The organism is Martelella lutilitoris, assembly GCF_016598595.1.
Lineage (GTDB): Bacteria > Pseudomonadota > Alphaproteobacteria > Rhizobiales > Rhizobiaceae > Martelella > Martelella lutilitoris_A.
In genome coordinates this window covers 2,688,101-2,705,275 of record NZ_CP066786.1, presented here as the reverse complement: position 1 = coordinate 2,705,275, position 17,175 = coordinate 2,688,101, and the positions used below count along the sequence as shown (strand labels likewise).

Annotated in this window: 11 protein-coding genes; 7 read left to right on the top strand and 4 right to left on the bottom strand. The window is 63.7% G+C overall.

Translation table 11 applies throughout. The annotated features are described in order from the left end of the window. Window positions 1–94: 94 nt before the first annotated feature. From JET14_RS12790 to JET14_RS12775, 4 genes are all read left to right on the top strand, one after another. A complete protein-coding gene (locus tag JET14_RS12790) occupies window positions 95–1,633 on the top strand; it encodes a Do family serine endopeptidase (protein ID WP_200334005.1) in 1,539 nt (512 codons plus the stop codon). A 146-nt stretch (window positions 1,634–1,779) separates the two neighbouring features. Continuing rightward, window positions 1,780–2,457 carry a response regulator transcription factor gene (locus tag JET14_RS12785; RefSeq protein ID WP_200338085.1) on the top strand — a complete coding sequence of 226 codons (678 nt, stop codon included), beginning with the start codon at window positions 1,780–1,782 and terminating at the stop codon, window positions 2,455–2,457. 119 nt (window positions 2,458–2,576) lie between these two features. Continuing rightward, window positions 2,577–4,001 carry a sensor histidine kinase gene (locus tag JET14_RS12780; protein ID WP_200334004.1) on the top strand — a complete coding sequence of 475 codons (1,425 nt, stop codon included), beginning with the start codon at window positions 2,577–2,579 and terminating at the stop codon, window positions 3,999–4,001. Between the two features lie 76 nt (window positions 4,002–4,077). Further along, a complete protein-coding gene (locus tag JET14_RS12775; protein ID WP_200334003.1) occupies window positions 4,078–7,047 on the top strand; it encodes a bifunctional [glutamine synthetase] adenylyltransferase/[glutamine synthetase]-adenylyl-L-tyrosine phosphorylase in 2,970 nt (989 codons plus the stop codon). 5 nt (window positions 7,048–7,052) lie between these two features. Here JET14_RS12775 and JET14_RS12770 read toward each other — a convergent pair whose 3' ends face one another. Next, window positions 7,053–8,906 (bottom strand): hypothetical protein, encoded by a 1,854-nt coding sequence (locus JET14_RS12770; protein WP_200334002.1) that lies wholly within the window; start codon window positions 8,904–8,906, stop codon window positions 7,053–7,055. Between the two features lie 226 nt (window positions 8,907–9,132). Beyond that, window positions 9,133–11,781 carry an aminopeptidase N gene (gene pepN / locus JET14_RS12765; RefSeq protein WP_200334000.1) on the bottom strand — a complete coding sequence of 883 codons (2,649 nt, stop codon included), beginning with the start codon at window positions 11,779–11,781 and terminating at the stop codon, window positions 9,133–9,135. Between the two features lie 188 nt (window positions 11,782–11,969). Between pepN and JET14_RS12760 the strand changes: the two genes are divergently transcribed. Beyond that, window positions 11,970–12,917, top strand: a complete 948-nt coding sequence (locus tag JET14_RS12760) for a DMT family transporter (protein ID WP_200333998.1) — start codon at window positions 11,970–11,972, stop codon at window positions 12,915–12,917. Between the two features lie 5 nt (window positions 12,918–12,922). On the opposite strand, the gene JET14_RS12755 is transcribed toward JET14_RS12760, so the two are convergent. Further along, complete coding sequence (locus JET14_RS12755) at window positions 12,923–14,188, bottom strand: MFS transporter (protein ID WP_200333996.1); 1,266 nt, start codon at window positions 14,186–14,188, stop codon at window positions 12,923–12,925. A gap of 226 nt (window positions 14,189–14,414) precedes the next feature. Here JET14_RS12755 and JET14_RS12750 point away from each other — a divergent pair, with 226 nt between their 5' ends. Beyond that, complete coding sequence (locus JET14_RS12750; protein ID WP_200333994.1) at window positions 14,415–15,296, top strand: hypothetical protein; 882 nt, start codon at window positions 14,415–14,417, stop codon at window positions 15,294–15,296. Between the two features lie 187 nt (window positions 15,297–15,483). Next, entirely contained in the window at window positions 15,484–16,761 is a 1,278-nt protein-coding gene (locus tag JET14_RS12745; RefSeq protein ID WP_200333993.1) for a PAS domain-containing protein, read from the top strand. Between the two features lie 107 nt (window positions 16,762–16,868). Here JET14_RS12745 and JET14_RS12740 read toward each other — a convergent pair whose 3' ends face one another. After that, entirely contained in the window at window positions 16,869–17,060 is a 192-nt protein-coding gene (locus tag JET14_RS12740) for a hypothetical protein (RefSeq protein ID WP_200333990.1), read from the bottom strand. Window positions 17,061–17,175: the final 115 nt, after the last annotated feature.

Below are 17,175 nucleotides of genomic sequence, written 5' to 3'. Positions count from 1 at the left end.
GTGGACAGATTGCTGTAAGGTCGCAACATTTATAGTGCCTTTATCCGATTTGAAGACATCTTCAGAAACGTCAATCAAGGAAAAGGTAGACCAGATGCTCGACCAGACTTCCGGATACAACAAGTTCAAGCCGATTCTGAAAGCCTCGGCGCTTGCCGGCGGCGTTGCCGCTGTGCTGTTTTCGGCAGGTGCGCCCCTGACCGTTCCCGAAGCCCTCGCCGACCCGGTTTATGTCGAGGCCCCCAAGGTGCCGGGCTTTGCCGACGTGGTTGAGGCGGTCTCGCCGGCCGTGGTCTCCGTGGTCGTTGAGAGCAACGTCCAGCCCGTTGCCCAGAATGATGGCTTCGGCTTCGGCTTTGGCGGACGCGGATTTGACAACCTGCCGGATGATCATCCCCTGAAGCGTTTCTTCAAGGATTTCGGCGCGCCCATGGAACCGCAGCAGCCGCCGAAGCCGCGCGGCGGCGGTCCGCGTCCGGTCGCTCAGGGGTCAGGCTTCTTCGTGTCCGGGGACGGCTATCTCGTCACCAACAATCACGTCGTGCGCGAAGGCGACAGTTTCTCCGTTCTGATGGATGACGGGACCGAATATGAGGCCAAGCTCGTGGGCACTGATCCGCGCACCGATCTCGCCGTCCTGAAGGTCGATGCCGACCGCGATTTCACCTATGTGAATTTCGCCGATGATTCCAAGCTGCGCGTCGGCGATTGGGTCGTGGCCGTGGGCAACCCCTTCGGCCTTGGCGGCACGGTGACCTCGGGCATCGTCTCCGCGCTCGGCCGAGACATCGCCTCCGGCCCCTATGACGACTACATCCAGGTGGACGCAGCCGTCAACCACGGCAATTCCGGCGGTCCGACCTTCGATCTCAACGGCGAAGTGGTCGGCATCAACACCGCGATCTTCTCGCCGTCCGGCGGTAATGTCGGCATCGCCTTTGCCATCCCCTCGCATCTGGCCCAGGACGTGGTCAATGATCTGATCGATGACGGCGCGGTCGAGCGCGGCTGGCTCGGCGTGCGCATTCAGCCCGTCACCGAAGATATCGCCGATGCGATCGGTCTGGCAAAACCGGAAGGCGCGATGATCTCCGAGCCGACCTCCGACAGTCCCGGCGCCGAAGCCGGGCTCAGGCAGGGCGATGTGATCACCGCGGTCAACGGCGAGGTCATCGAGGACGCGCGTTCGCTCTCCCGGATGATCGGCATGATGGAGCCGGGCGACAAGGTTGAGCTTTCCGTCTGGCGCGACGGCAAGTCGCAGACGGTCGACGTCACGCTCGGTGCATTCCCGACCGAGGACCAATTGGCGGCCGCCGAAGGTATGAGCGCGCCCGCCGAGAGCTCGCTGATGACCCGGATGGGGATCGAGGTCGTTCCGTCCGATGACGGCAAGGGCGTCACGGTCACCGTCGTCAATCCCGATTCGGATGCCGCTCAGAAGGGGCTTGCCGAAGGGCAGAAGATCCTGAGCGTCAACAACAAGGAAGTCGGCTCTGCCCAGGACATCCTTGATCAGGTCGAAGAGGCGGCGAACAACGGACGCAAGCAGGCGCTTTTCCAGGTCGAGACCGAAAACGGCAGCATGTTCACTGCTCTGCCGACCGGTAGCGAGAACCAGGATGCCGGTTGATCGGCGCTGAAGGAATGGTGGGGGCGCATGGGCAAGACCCATGCGCCCCTTTGTCTTGCCGCCCTTTCGGAGGAGCCAAAATGTCTGTCGATGAACCCCTCAAGACTGCTTGTAACGAAGATCGCAATGGCGATACTGTCGCCGCCATGCGCATTCTGGTTATTGAAGACGATCTTGAGGCCGCCGCCTATCTGACCAAGGCCTTTCGCGAGGCCGGCATCACCTGCGAACATGCGGGCGATGGCGAGAGCGGCTTGTTCATGGCGAGCGAGAACGAATATGACGTGCTGGTCGTGGACCGCATGCTGCCGCGCCGTGACGGGCTCTCGGTGATTTCGGCGCTGCGTGCGCGCGGCGTGCACACGCCGGTGCTGATCCTCTCGGCACTGGGGCAGGTGGACGATCGCGTGACGGGGCTTAGAGCCGGCGGGGATGACTATCTGCCCAAGCCTTATGCCTTCAGCGAGCTTCTGGCCCGCGTCGAGGTTCTCGGCCGGCGCAAGGGCGCCCCCGACCAGGACGTCGTCTACCGGGTTGGCGATCTGGAACTCGATCGCCTGTCGCACGAGGTGCGCAGGGCCGGTCGCGAGATCACGCTGCAGCCGCGCGAATACCGCCTCCTCGAATATCTGATGAAGAATGCCGGGCAGGTGGTCACCCGCACGATGCTGCTTGAGAATGTGTGGGACTATCATTTCGATCCGCAGACCAATGTGATCGACGTGCATGTCTCGCGTCTGCGTTCCAAGATCGAGAAGGATTTCGACAAGCCGCTTCTGAAGACGATCCGCGGCTCCGGCTACATGATCAAATCCGATGCCTAGGGCATGTCGGCGTTTCCGTGAATCGCGAACATGCTCTCTAACCTTTTGTCTTTTCGCGCATCCGGACGGAAAACCGGTCTCCGCTTTTCCTGGACGCGCTCCAACAGCGATCGCAACCGATGAGAGAACGCCTGCGGCTCCTGTTCAAATCCACCGCCGTCCGTCTTTCGGCCGTCTATATCCTTCTGTTCGGCCTGTGCGCGGCGGTGATGGTGTTTTACGTCACCGCGGTCTCAGAGGATCTCGTCGTGCGGCAGACCAGGGCCTCGCTTGAACCCGAGGTTACCCAACTCGATCTCGCTTTCGAGAGCGGCGGCATCCGGCGCGTCTTCAACATCATCGAGCGACGCGCGCGCCAGCCCGGCGCCAATCTCTATGTCATTGCCAGCCCGCAGGGGGAAATTCTCGCCAGCAATGTCGCCTCGCTGCAGCCGGGCGTATTGAACCGGCTCGGCTGGATCGAGCCGCCCTTCCGCTATGAGGGCTTTGCCGAAAACAATGGCGGGACGCATCAAAATCTTGCCGCCGGTTATGTCATCGAGCTCGACAATGGCATCAGGCTGCTGATCGGTCGCGACCTCGGCGATCCCGAACGGCTGCATATCGTTGTCCGGCAGGCGTTGCTGCTCGCGCTCATCATCATGGGCGTCGGCGCGCTGGTGATCTGGTTCGCGATCGGGCGCAATGCGCTGAAGCGCATGGACCGGATGTCGAGCGCAAGCGGCAAGATCATGGCCGGCGATCTCTCCCAACGTCTTCCCGTCACCGGCTCCGGCGATGAATTCGACCGGCTTTCCAACTCCCTCAACCTCATGCTCGACCGTATCGTGCGGCTGAACGAGGGCCTGCGCCAAGTTTCCGACAATATTGCCCATGACCTGAAGACGCCATTGACCCGCCTGCGCAACAAGGCAGCAGATGCGGCAGCGACGGAGAACCCCGATGACCGGCGTCTGGCCCTGGACGGCATCATCGCCGAATCGGACCAACTGATCCGGACCTTCAATGCGCTGTTGATGATTTCCCGCGTCGAAGCGGGCGCCGTTGCCGCCGAGATGTCGGTCGTCAACCTTTCGGCGATTGTCGAGGACAGCGCCGAGCTTTACGGCCCGGTTGCCGAGGAGGCCGGTCTTGCGCTCGACTGCTCCATCGAAAGCGATATCTCCGTCAACGGCAATCGCGAACTGATCGGCCAGGCGATCTTCAATCTTCTCGACAATGCCATCAAATATTCCGAGGGCTGCGGGCAGTCGATCCACCTTTCGCTGAAGCGGGAAGGGCGTCAGGCCGTGTTCGTGGTGGCCGACAACGGACCCGGCATTCCGCCTTCGCGCATGGACGACGTCAAACAACGCTTCTTCCGGCTCGATGAGAGCCGGTCGAAGCCCGGAACCGGGCTCGGCCTGTCGCTGGTGGATGCCGTTGCCTCGATGCATGGCGGCGCGTTTTCGCTTGTTGAGGCCGGGAGCCTTGTCGAGGGGTACTCCGGTCTTGCGGCAGTGCTGCGCTTTGCGATCGTCAGCGAAAAGGGCAGCGCCAGCTGAATTCTCTTCTCCCTCTTTTGCTTTGAGCCTGCCGCCGGCGATGTTAAGGCAGTGCAAACGGCATTCGGAGGAAAAGATGAGCGATCAGGCAGCCGGAACATTGCGCGACATGGCGAAAGAGCCGATTTTTCCGCTCAACGACGAACTGGCGCAGTCTGCCTTTGATGAGATGGCGGCGGCCGTCGAAAAGAGCGGACTTCCTGCTTTCCTTGCAGATCGTGACGACCGGCTGACGCGCTTCCTCGCTGCGGCCTTTTCGCTTTCGCCATTTTTGTTCGACAGCTTCCGCGCCCATCCCGAACTGCTTTCCCGCATCGATGAACCGTTCCTGCCGCAGATTGAGGCCGATATCGAGAGGGCGCGCGCCGCCTGGCGGGATGGGGAGGGCAAGGTCAGCGACAGTGACATCATGCTGCGCCTGCGCCAGGCCAAGCGCAGGGTCGCATTCCTCACGGCGCTTGCCGATCTTGCCGGGATGATCGCGCCGGAAAAAACCACGGCTCTGCTGAGCGACTTCGCCGGCGCTGCTGTTGCCGCGACGGTGGATCATTTGCTGGCATCGGCCGCCGGGGAGGGCAAGCTCGTCCTTGAGAATCCCGAGAGCCCCTCGCATCAATCGGGCATGGTCGTGCTCGGCATGGGCAAGCTCGGCGCCTGCGAACTGAACTATTCCTCCGACATCGATATCGTCGTCTTCTTCGAGCCGGAAGCGAAGATCTTCACCGACAAGGACGACCCGCGCTCGCTCGTGCCCCGGCTGATGCGCCGTCTCATCCGTATCCTGCAGGAGCGCACCGGCGACGGCTATGTCTTCCGCACCGATCTTCGACTGAGGCCGGATCCGGGGTCGACGGCGCTGGCGATTCCGGTCGAGGCGGCGCTTCTCTATTATGAGAGCCGCGGCCAGAACTGGGAGCGTGCCGCCTTCATCAAGGCGCGGCCGATTGCCGGCGACCTTGCGGCGGGCGAAGCTTTCCTCGCCGAAATGGTCCCGTTCATCTTCCGCAAATATCTCGACTATGCGGCAATCGCCGATATCCATTCGATCAAGCGGCAGATCCATGCCCACAAGGGCTTCGGCCTGGTCGCGGTCCACGGCCACAACGTCAAGCTTGGCCGCGGCGGCATTCGCGAGATCGAGTTCTTCGTCCAGACCCAGCAACTGATTGCGGGCGGACGCATGCCTGAACTTAGATGCCGCAGGACGGTCGATGCGCTGGAGGCGTTGCGGGAGGCGCGCTGGATCGACAAGGCCACCGCCGATGAATTGGCAGAGGCCTATTGGTTCCTGCGTGATGTCGAGCACCGCATCCAGATGGTGCGCGACGAGCAGAGCCATGTCCTGCCGGAGGACGATGCCGAACTTCTGAGAATCGCCCGGATGAGCGGATTTGAAACCACGGAGGCGTTTTCCGGCGCGTTGCTGAAGGCGCTGAAGACGGTCGAGCGGCGCTATGCCCGCCTGTTCGAGCGGGAGGAGACGCTTTCGGGCGAGGCGGGCAACCTCGTCTTCACCGGCGAGGACGATGATCCGGGAACGCTGGAAACGCTGCGCAAGCTCGGCTTCGACCGGCCCGAGGACATCGCGCGCGTTGTCCGGACCTGGCATTACGGCCGCTACCGCGCGACGCAGACGACCAAGGCCCGTCAGCGGCTGACCGAGATCATGCCCGAATTGCTGAAAGCCTTCGGCGCAAGCCGCAGAGGCGATGAGGCGCTGCTGCGCTTCGACCGGTTTCTCTCCGGTCTGCCTGCCGGCGTCCAGCTTTTCTCGCTTCTCAAGAACAATCCGAACCTGATGCTGCTCATCGTCGAGGTGATGTCGGCAGCGCCGAGGCTCGCCGAGATCATCGCCGCGCGCGCCCATATCGTCGACGGCATGCTCGATCCCGCGCTGATGACGGAAATCCCGACCCGCGACTATCTTGCCGGCCGGCTTGAGGACTTCATGAGCGGCGTGGAGATCTACGAGGAGCGGCTTGACCGCCTCAGGATTTTTGCCGCCGAGCAGCGCTTTCTCATCGGCATCCGGCTGGTGACCGGTTCGATCAGCGGCTTTGCCGCCGGCCGCGCGCTGACGACGCTTGCGACTCTGGTGATCGACGAGGCGCTTCAGGGCGTGCTGGCGCAGATGGAAGAGGCGCATGGCACGGTCGACGGCCAGCGCGCCTGCGTTCTCGCCATGGGCAAGCTCGGCAGTTCGGAACTGACGGCGGGCTCCGATGTCGACGTGATCGTGCTTTACGATTGCGACGACCCGCTTGCCATGTCGTCCGGCCCGAAACAGCTTGACGTGCCGCGCTATTTTGCCCGGGTCACCCAGCGCCTGGTCGCCGCCCTGAGTGCGCCGACTGCCGAGGGGGTGCTCTACGAGGTGGACATGCGGCTTCGCCCCTCCGGCAATGCCGGTCCGCTGGCGACGCGCCTTGCCGCTTTCGAGAAGTACCAGTTGAACGATGCCTGGACCTGGGAGCACATGGCGCTTTCGCGTGCTCACCCGCTCTGCGGCGACCCGTCGCTGATGGCTGACACCGGGGCCGTGATCGATGCTATCCTGGGCCAGAAGCGCGATCACGGGAAACTTGCGCGCGACATTGCCGACATGCGCTCCCGCATCGAACGCGACAAGCCGGCAAAGAGCGCCTGGGACCTGAAGCTCATTCCCGGCGGGCTGATCGATATCGAATTCCTCGCCCAGTATTGTCATCTCGCCTGCCATGTGCCGCGCGGCGAAATCGGCGGCGCGGACGCGATGACCACGGACGATGTTCTGGCGCGTTTCGGCCCGGAGGTAATGGCTGCGGGTGACCTGGAGACCTGCCGCAAGGCGCTTGCGCTCTATACCGACATTGCCCAGCTGACCCGCGCCTGCCTGAATGAGGGTTTCGAACCCGAAACCGCGCCGTCGGGCCTTCTGGAACGCCTGTGCAAGCTCGCCGATTGCCCGGATGTCAGCGCCCTTGAGGCAAAGATCGCCGATCATGCACGCGACGTGCGGGTGATCTTCGAAAAGCTGCTTCCCTTTGCCGAGGACAAGGCGGACTAGACCGGTCAGCCGATCCTGCGCCTGATGACGGGTTCGTCGCCGGAGACCCCGGCAGCGGGCGCACGGGGCTTGCCCTCAAGCCGCCGGACCAGTGCCTGAAGCGCCTCGCCGCCGCTGTGGATATGGCGGGCATAGTCGTTGAGCTTGCCGCCGGGCGTCTTGTCCGTTTCGGCCATCATCAGTTCGGAAAAACCGAGCACGGACGTCAGCGCGGTGCGGATTTCGGCGGGGACGGAGGCATCGGCGAGAACGGTGTCCTGTCGGCGCGGCGCGGCCGCCTTCCCTTCGAGCGACCGCTCCAGCGATGCGCATTTCAGTTCCAGCTTGCGGCGGTCAAGCGCCATGGCGCTGACCTTTTCCCGCAGTCGTTCCTGCTCGGCCTGGAGCCGGGTCTGCTCCTGTCTGAAGCTGGTGATGTCGGTGCCGACCGTCAGTCGGGCGCCGTCTTCAATGGAGTGCTCGGAAATCCGCATCCACGCGCCGTGCGCCGTCCTGACCTCGGTCGCCGTGCCGCACGCACCGTGGTTGCGGCGAACGACGACGGCCTGTTCCTGGTTTTCCGCAGCAAGCGCATCCTGGCGCATGGCGCACGGGCTGTCATCAAGATCGTAGGCGGCCCTGAAGGCGGCATTGGCAAGGTCGAGACTTCCGTCCTTGCGCCACAGTGCCAGCGGCTGGGGCAGGGCATCAAAGGCAGCCTCGAGCATGCCGGCGCGTCCCGCGGCCGCCTCGACCGCCTTCTGGTGGCAGGATGCCTGACGGATGGCCGCGCCGGAAACGGATACGGTGTCGCCCCTGATCGCCGCATGGGCGCGAAGCGCGAACAGGCCGTAGCGTCCGTCCTGGCGGCGCAGGCGAAGATCGGCCTCTATCAATCCGTCATCCGTGGGGCGGAGTTTCCGGGAAAGCCCGCGCCGGTCATCGGGATGGACGAGAGCCAGGAGCCCGCGATAATCGATTTCTCGCGCCGTCTCGCCGAAGCCGAGGGCCGCGCAGGCCGAGCCGTCGAGACAGGCGCGGCGGCGCGCCGGGTCGAATGACCACAGTCCCGCCTCGCCGTTGGCGAGCATGACATCGCGCGCGCCGCGCTCGGCGGACATGACGCCGGTCGTCGCGTCGGCGCGGTTGATCTGGGTGTAGTAGGCGTAGACCACGACGAGCAGCAGCAGCGCCATGGCGGCAAACAGGGTGACGTTGAGATTGACCTCGGCGCGCCAGAAGGCATTCATCCGCTCCATCGCATGCAGCGCGATCACCATGCCGCCGTCATTGCCGACGAGCTGCATGGAGACCTGGTAGGGCGCGCCGTCGATCCGCGTCTCGACGACCTGTCCGCCGGTGCGCGGATGGTGGGCCGAGGTCAACTCGGGAAAGACGGAGGCGAGCGAGCGGCCGACAAGGTCGGCGCGCGCGGGAGTTGCGGCAAGCACGGCGCCGCTGGTGTCGATCATCACGAGATCGGTGTCCGGGTCGGTGGCGGACACCGCGGAAAGCGCCTGCAACCTGTCGTCGGCGGCGGCGGCATTCTCGGGGTCGAACAGCGCCGTCTCGTCCTCCAGCGCAACAAGCGCGATCGCCGAGGTCAGTTCTGTTGTCTGGCGAAGGGCATCTTCCATGCGGGTATGGCTGGAGATCAGGGAGAGCCCGCGCGCCAGGGCGACGCAGATGAGAAAGGCAATGATCAGATAGGGAATGGACTTCTTGAGAACGCTTTCGACCGCCGGCCTGTTGGCGGCGGCAAAAGCGCCAAGGCCCTGAAAACCGGCCTGTTCGCGGCCTGAAAATGTCTGGCTTGCAGTGAATCCGGAGCGCAGGTTCCCGTTCACTGCGGGGTCGTCCCACAGATCTGATCGTTTCATGTGCTTAAGTTCCCTCGTGCGATCCGCGAAACCGCCTTGCGAATCTACCCTAGTGAATCAAAGGTGATTCGGCTTGTCCAGCACCCTTCGGGAAGCTTTTGTTAACCATATATCAAATAAGGCTTTTTTGTGAATTGACGGCCGCCGCGAAAGCTGTCCGGCGCAGCTGCGGCGGCCGGTCCGTCCAAACGGAGGACTCGGATTGCGTGTCTTGGCAAGCGCTAATTCAGCCTTTCAACATGCGATCGACGATATCCCGCAGGTTGCGGGAGAGATCATCATGGCCGGCAATGCGCTCGATTGCCTTGCGGGCAAGCGCGCGCCGTTGCGGCTCAAGCGCCTCGAACGAGCGCATCGCCGTCATCAGCCGGGCCGTCAGCGTGGCATTGCGCTTGTCGGAGGTCAGGATGAAGTCGGCGAAGAAAGCATAGCCCGCGCCGTCGGGCCGGTTGAACCCGGTCGGATTGGACGAGGCGAAGGCTCCGATAAGGGCGCGCACCCGGTTGGGGTTGGTCCCGTCGAAGGCATCGTCACCCACCAGCGATGCGACGCGTTCAAGCGTCTGCGCACCCGGAACCGTCGCCAGCGTCGCGAACCATTTGTCGAGCACCAGCGGCTCGCGGGCAAAGCGGCGCCTGTAATCGGCAAGCGCATTTTCCGCCTCGCCGGAGCCTGAAAACTGGTGGGCCAGAACCCGCATGGCGGCCAGCATGTCCGTCATGTTGTCCGCCGCCTGATAGGCCCGGCTTGCGCGTTCGGGCGCCTTCTCTGCGGCCGAGGCGAGCGCGAGCGCCGCGTTGGCGAGCGCCCGTCTGCCCGCGCTTTCGGCATCGGGGCTGAAGGCGCTGCGCGTGCCCATGTCGGCCGTCAGGCGGATGAAGGTCTCGCGCCCGGCTTCGGCAATGGCCTCGAAAACCGCCTTTCGCGCCGTATGGATCGCGTCCGGGTCGACATTGTCGCCGATCTCGCGGCCGATATCGAGTTCGCTCGGCAGCGTCAGCGCCAGGGCGCGGAAAGCGGGTTCGAGCGTCTCGTCCTCCGCCGTGGCGACGAGAACCGCGCTCAAGCCTGCATCCGGCCTCACCGGCCGTCCGGCCCTGATCTCCTCCGTCGCCCTGACCAGCGCCTCGAGCGCCAATGCATTGACCGTATCCCAGCGGGCGACCAGATCGGTCTCGGCCTCGGCGATCCTGAGCCGGTCCTCGCGCGACTGGTCGAAGCGGACCCGCACCGGCGCGGAGAAATCGCGATTGACCGAAATGGCCGGGCGCGCGCCGACCCCTTCAAAGACGAAGGTCTGCTCGTCCTGCGTGAGTTCCAGAACGTCCTCGCGATGTGCCCCGCCGCTGATCGCCGACGGTTCCATGTCGTCGCCATTCGGGCCGATGAGGCCGACCCGCAGCGGGATGTGCAGCGGCTTCTTGACCCTCTCGCCGGGGGTAGGCGGCGTCTTCTGGCCGAGCGTAAGCTTCAGCTCGCCCTTCGCCTCGTCATAGAAACTGGCAACCGAGATCACCGGCGTTCCGGCTTGGTGGTACCAGAGCGAGAAATGCGCGAGATCGTGGCCGGTCGCATCCTCGAAGCATTTCAGGTAATCCTCGATCGTCACCGCGCCGCCGTCATGGCGCTCGAAAAACAGGTCGAGTCCCTTGCGGAAGCCATCCGGTCCCAGAAGCGTGGCGATCATGCGCGAGACCTCGGAGCCCTTCTCGTAGACAGTCGTCGTATAGAAATTGTCGATTTCGAGATATTCGGTCGGGCGCACCGGATGGGCGAGCGGCCCGCCGTCTTCCGGGAACTGGTGGGCGCGCAGAAACTTCACTTCCTCCACCCGCACGACCGGTCGCGAGCGCTCGTCGGCGGAGAATTCATGCTCGCGATAGACCGTCAGGCCTTCCTTGAGGCTCAGCTGGAACCAGTCGCGGCAGGTGATCCGGTTGCCGGTCCAGTTGTGGAAATATTCATGCGCCACCACGGCCTCGATCCGGGCGTAATCATCGTCGGTCGCCGTTTCCGGATCCGCCAGGATCAGCCGGTCATTGAAGATGTTGAGGCCCTTGTTCTCCATCGCGCCCATGTTGAAATCGGAGACGGCGACGATCATGAAGATGTCGAGGTCGTATTCGCGTCCGAAGCGCTCCTCGTCCCATTTCATCGCGCGCTTGAGCGAATCCATGGCATAGCCGGCGCGTCCGGCCTTTCCGTGCTCGACATAGATCCTGAGCGTGACCGCGCAGCCCGACATGGTCGTGAACCTGTCCTCGATCATCGCAAGGTCGCCGGCGACCAGCGCGAAGAGATAGGACGGCTTGGGGAAGGGGTCGTGCCACCTGGCCATGTGCCGGCCGTCATCGAGCTTGTGTTCCTCAACGAGATTGCCGTTCGACAGCAGGAGCGGGCAGGTCTTCTCGTCGGCGATGATGGTCACCGTGTAGACCGCCAGCACGTCGGGCCGGTCGTAGAAATAGGTGATGCGGCGAAAGCCCTCCGCCTCGCACTGGGTCGAGTAGACGCCGTTCGTCCGGTAGAGGCCGAGAAGCTGGCTGTTCGCGCTCGGATTGATGCGCGTCTTGATCGTCAGCGTGAAGGCGCCGTCCTCGGGCAGGTCGCGGATCGTCAGCCTGTCGGCGTCGCTGTCATAGCGCTCGGGGAGCAACGGCTTGCCGTCAAGCGCAAGGCCGGACAAGGCGAGTCCGTCGCCGTCGAAGATCAGCGGGGCGGAAGGGTCCGCGCCCGGCCGTCGGCGCATGCGGATCTGGCTCCCCACGGTTGTCATCGTCTCGCCGAGGTCGAACACCAGGTCGACGGTCTCGATGAGGAAATCGGTCGGCTGATAGTCCTTCAGGTAAACGGTCCGGTTCTTGTCCGCTCGCATGGGCTTCCTCTTCATATGGTTTCATTCGGCGCGGCCGATCGATGCACAACAAAGCGCCCGGGGCGGAAAAATGCAAATGCTTCGCCGGATTTTCATGAAATCTGTACAGGCATGCGGGAACTGGCGTAAGGAGGATGGAACATACGCGGCTCTTGCCGCCGACAACCCTTGACCAGAATGCCCCGTTCATGCCCTTCGAAACCAATGCCAACCCGTTGCGCGGCATCGTCCTCAAACTGTCCTCGATCCTTGCCTTCCTCGGCATGCAGACCTGCATCAAGCTTGCGGGCGAGGGGATCGCGCCGGGGCAGGTGACGTTTTACCGCTCCCTGTTCGGCATCGTTCCCATCATCGTCTATCTTGCCTGGCGGCATGAACTGAAAGGCGCTTACAAGACGAAACGCCCGGTCGGCCATTTCCTGCGCTCGCTGATCGGCATTACCTCGATGGGCATGGGGTTTTACGGGCTGATGCACCTGCCGTTGCCCGAGGTGATCGCCCTCGGCTATGCCCTGCCGCTGCTTTCCGTCGTCTTCGCCGCCCTGCTTCTGGGCGAGGTCGTGCGCATCTATCGCTGGTCGGCCGTTGGCGTCGGGCTGTTCGGGGTGATGATCATCTCCTGGCCCAAGCTGACGCTTTTTCGCGAGGGCGGGATCGGCTCGGAGGAGGCGCTCGCCGTTGTTCTCGTCCTTGCAGGCGCGGCGCTCGGCGCTCTGGCGATGATCCAGGTCCGCCGCCTGCTGGTGACCGAGAAGGGGCCCACGATCGTGCTCTATTTCTCGACCTTCGCAGCGCTGCTCTCGCTTGCGACGCTGCCCTTCGGCTGGGCCTCGCTCGGCTTCTGGCCGCTCGTCCTGCTCATTCTCTCGGGTCTCTTCGGCGGCGTCGGCCAGATCATGATGACCGAGAGCTATCGCTTCGCCGATGCTTCGACGATCGCGCCCTTCGACTACAGCTCGATCATTTTCGGCATCCTGATCTCGTTGTTCGTCTTCGGCGAAATACCAACGCTGAACACGATTGCCGGCTCCGTGTTCGTTGTCGGCGCCGGCATCTTCATCATCTATCGCGAGCACAGGCTGGGTCTCGAGCGGCGAAAGATCCGCCGCGTCTCCCCGTCGCAAAATCCGAGCTGAGCGGATTACTGCTCGCTCTGGGTCGGGTCGTATTCGGTTTCGTAATCCACCGCGATGCTGCCGGCAGGGTCCGTACCGCGCATCGGAACGGCAATTGCGTGGAAGTCGGCGCGCTCGTCCGGGGCGACCGTCGGATTGCCCTTCATCACGCGCCAGGCGGCATAGGCCGCGTAGATCGCGAACCCGATCGAAAGATAGAGCATCAGTCCGCGCGGACCGGCAAGCTCCATCGCGCCGCCTCCGATCAGGGGGCCGGCGACGGTGCCGAGGCCGTAGAGCACCATCAGCGAGCTCGAAATCGTCACATACTCGCTCGGATCGGCACGGTCATTGGCGTGGGCGACATTGAGCGCGTAGATCGGATAGAGCATCGAGCCGACGATGAAGGCCGAACCGTAGAGCAGGCGCGGCGTCTCGGGCGACATGAAGAACATGGCGGTCGCGGCGACGACGCCGATCACGCCGCAGGCGATCATCACATAGCGCCGGTCTGTCCGGTCGGAGATGCGGCCGATCGGGATCTGCCCGAGCGCGCCGCCGGCAAGCACGAAGGCGAGAAGCGTGGCGCCCTGGCCGGTGGTGAAGCCGCTCTGGGTGGTGTAGACGCCGCCGAGGCTCGCCCAGGTGCCGGACAGGATTCCGGCCAGGATCGCCCCGACCGCGGCGACGGGCGAGCGCAGGTAGAGCTTCTTCAGCCCGAACTGCACCTGGGCGATCGGCGCGGGCGACTGCGCGGTGGAAAGCGCCGTCGGGAGAATGGCGACCGCGAAGACGATGCCGCAGACGATGAACAGCGTCGTGCTGAGCGGATCGCCGAGCGGCACGAGATACTGACCGCCGATCGATCCGGCAAGCGTCACCATCATGTAGATCGAGAAGACCGAGCCGCGGGTCTCGTTCGTCACGCGTTCGTTCAGCCAGCTTTCGATCACCAGATAGCAGCCGGCGACCGCAAAACCGGAAATGGCGCGAAAGGCGATCCAGGCCCGCCAGTCGACCAGCAGCGCGCTTGCGAGGATCGAGGCCGTGAGCAGCGTGATCAGGGCGCCGAAGACGCGGACATGGCCGACCCGCAGCACCAGTTTCGGAGTGACGATGCACGATACCGTAAAGCCGACCGTATACCCTGTCGCGATCACCGAAATCAGGAACGACGACCAGCCTTCCGCCACCGAGCGCACCGGAATAAGGTAGTTCATGAGCCCGTAGCCGACCATCATCAGCATGGTCGAAAGCATCAGGGAGGTGATGGAGACGAGACTGGCAAACATGGTTTTCGCTCGCTGCGGTGTTTTCTGGGTGTCTCTGTTTCCGCCGGAAGCACGGCCGGTGCGGCGACTTGCGGCCCTATAGGGCGTTAGGAGCCGGCCCGCAACCGCTGCGAAGGCTTTTTTGCGTCTGTATTTTCGCGCGCCGATCAAGTAGGGTCGCGGCCGACATCACGGCTGGAGGCGGCGCAGTTTCCGGCACAACAGCGCCGACAACCATATAAGAACAATGCCGCTTTCTGCAGATACGATCGCGACGCACCCTTCCTTTCTCCCTTCACTTTCGCTTTACGGCGAGAGGCTCGCCGCCGTTTACCAGGAGAACCAGCGCCTGGGCGCCAATTTCGGCTCGCAGCGCCGCTGGCTGATATCCCAGGCCGCGCTCGCCCTTTACTGGGGCGGCGATGAAGGCCTGACCGTCAACGGCCTGATCGATGTGCTGAAGCCGTTCAAGGTCGCCAGTCCGAACACCATCCGCGACTATGTCGATGAATCGCTTGCCTATGGCTTCCTGCGCCCCGATCCCGCGCGCGCCAGCCTGAGACCGCGTTATTTCGAACCGACCCCGCCGGTCTACGCAGCCATCGGGCAATGGATCGCGGCAAACCTGTCGATGCTCGATGCACTTGATGCAAAGGGACGTGTGGCGGCATTTGCGGCGCGGCCGGAGATGATCCCTCTCATGCAGCCGCGTCTCGCCTTCGGCTGCCTCCGCGATGCCGCCTGGCGCGAACCGCCGCCGCGGGTCGCGCTTCTGCAGAAATCGATTTCGGGCGGCCTGGTGATGGACAACATCATCGTCATGGTCGGTCGCCAGCGGCCGCAAGAGGGACGCTATATGATCCCGGCCCTGAACGCCCGTGAAATGGCGAAGCGGATCCTTATCTCGCGCACCCACCTTCAGCGCATCCTGCGAAAAGTCGTCGATGTCGGCGCGATCGGCTGGAGCGGAAGGGCGTTTGAAAGCGCGATGTGGGTCGATGCCGCCTTCATAGGCGAATATTGCCGGTGGCAGGCCGTCAAATCGCATCACCTTGACGCGGCCTTTGCCTTCGCGATACGCGGCCCGGCCGACGGATCGCTCCCGTCCTTTTCAGACCATTTTTGGTAAAAAGCGAGCAGAGCATGGAACAAGCTCAAATCTGACTGGTTTTACGCTTTAAGATGCGATTTACCTCGCGGGCCTATCATGCTTGTCTTGGTGCCGGCATGCGGCGTGCCCGGCCAGCGTCGCGATGAAGTTTGGATTGGACCTGTCCCGGCGCTGAAACGCTCGACTGGACAAACGGATGCGAATGATGAATTCCGACTTGCCTCAGGCGGCTGACACGCGACCCGTGGTTGACACGCTCAACCGCGCGCCCGAATGCATTTTGCTGGTCGACCCCTTCGGAACGATCGAAATCGCCAACGACGCCGCCCTCGCGCTGCTGCGGGCGGAGGAGGGCGATGTCTGCGGCACGGCACTGTCTTCCTGGTTTACGCCGGCGGCCGGCAAGGAGATCGACCGTGCGATGACGCGCGTGCTTTCCGATGAGCCGGGAAGCCGACTTGAGGAGGTTTTGGCGGAGTTCGCCGCCGGTCCGGAGGGGCGCTCCCAACTTTCCCTCGCACGCATGCGCCACCGTGATGCCGTGTGCGTGGTGATCGGTCGCCCGACCGCGCGGCAGGAGAGGCCGGACCGGGCAGTTGCCGAGCCGCGGGCGGGCGACGGAGCGCTTCATCGCGGGACGGAAAGCACGCCGCCGCAACGCACGGTTCGGCCGCAGGCGCAGCCCGCGCCGGCGCGGCCGAGCGATTTCGGGCAGACAGGCGGCCCCATGCCCTGGAGCACAGGACGCAGCCGTTCGGAGAAAGCGCCGGCGCGGCCGCCCCGCATCATCGCCAACGGGTTTCTTCGTGCCTCCGCGCCGGAGGAAAAGCCTGTCGATGACCTGAAGGAGGCCCGCTTCAGCAGGGCTTCGCCCGATGCGGCCGCGCCTTCTACCGGGGGCCAGGAGCGGCAGGCCAGAAACGCTGACAGCGCTAACAGGCCCGCAGACCCTGCCGCTGCGCCGATTTTTGCCTCTCCGTCCTTGCATCGCGATATCTATGCGGAGTTCGAATCCGCGCGCGACCGCAGGGAGCGCGAGCAGGACATACCGTTGATCTCTCCGGCAAAGTGTCTGCTGGAAGCGCTTCAGCGTCATCGCGGCGAAGCGGTGGCGGAAAGCGTCATGCTGAGCACGTCGATCGATGATGGCGGGCTCGGCTATCCGCTTGACGAGGATCTGCTGACGAAGCTGTTCTCGCACCTCGTCGAGCGGCTGATTGCGGTCTCGCCGCCCTATTGTGACGCAAGGGTCTCGCTTGAACCGTCGGCAGGTGACGGGTTCCGAGCCGAGTTTTCGGATATCGGCAGGGGGCTTAGCGAGAGCGAGCTCGAGGCGGTTTTCAAGCAGCCTGAACTGACCATGGGGATTTCGCATACCTGTCTTGTCGAGGCGCAGGAAGCAGCATCCAGACTCGGCCTCAAATTCTCGATCCGCACCGCCGTCGAGAGCGGCACGACGGTCGAGATCACCTTCATCGATTGACTGCCTGAAACGCAAGAAGCCGGAACGCAAGTCCCGGCTTCTGCATCAATTCACCAATTTTCGTATCTGCCCTTGTCGCGGGCAGCTGCGGCTTTCCCGTCGCCCGATCAGGCGCCGAGGGCCCGCATTGCCGGACGGCGCGTGCTGGCATCGTGATGGCCAAGCGCCTTGGCAAAGCCCTTGGCGATCGCGCGGTCGATGCCCCGCTGGCCGTGATAGCCGTTGGTCGAGCGTCCGAGTTCGAGAGAAAAGCGCGTGTTCTGCATAAGGGTTGCGTCCATGTCCTGTACGTATCTCATTGCCTTGGTTCCGTTGGTCCTCCCAAGACATGTCCCCTTATCCATGAAACGGCCGGCGCCGGCAATGGTCCCGGCCGTAGGGCAGCCATGCGCCAGATGCATGTCGGCGTTAACG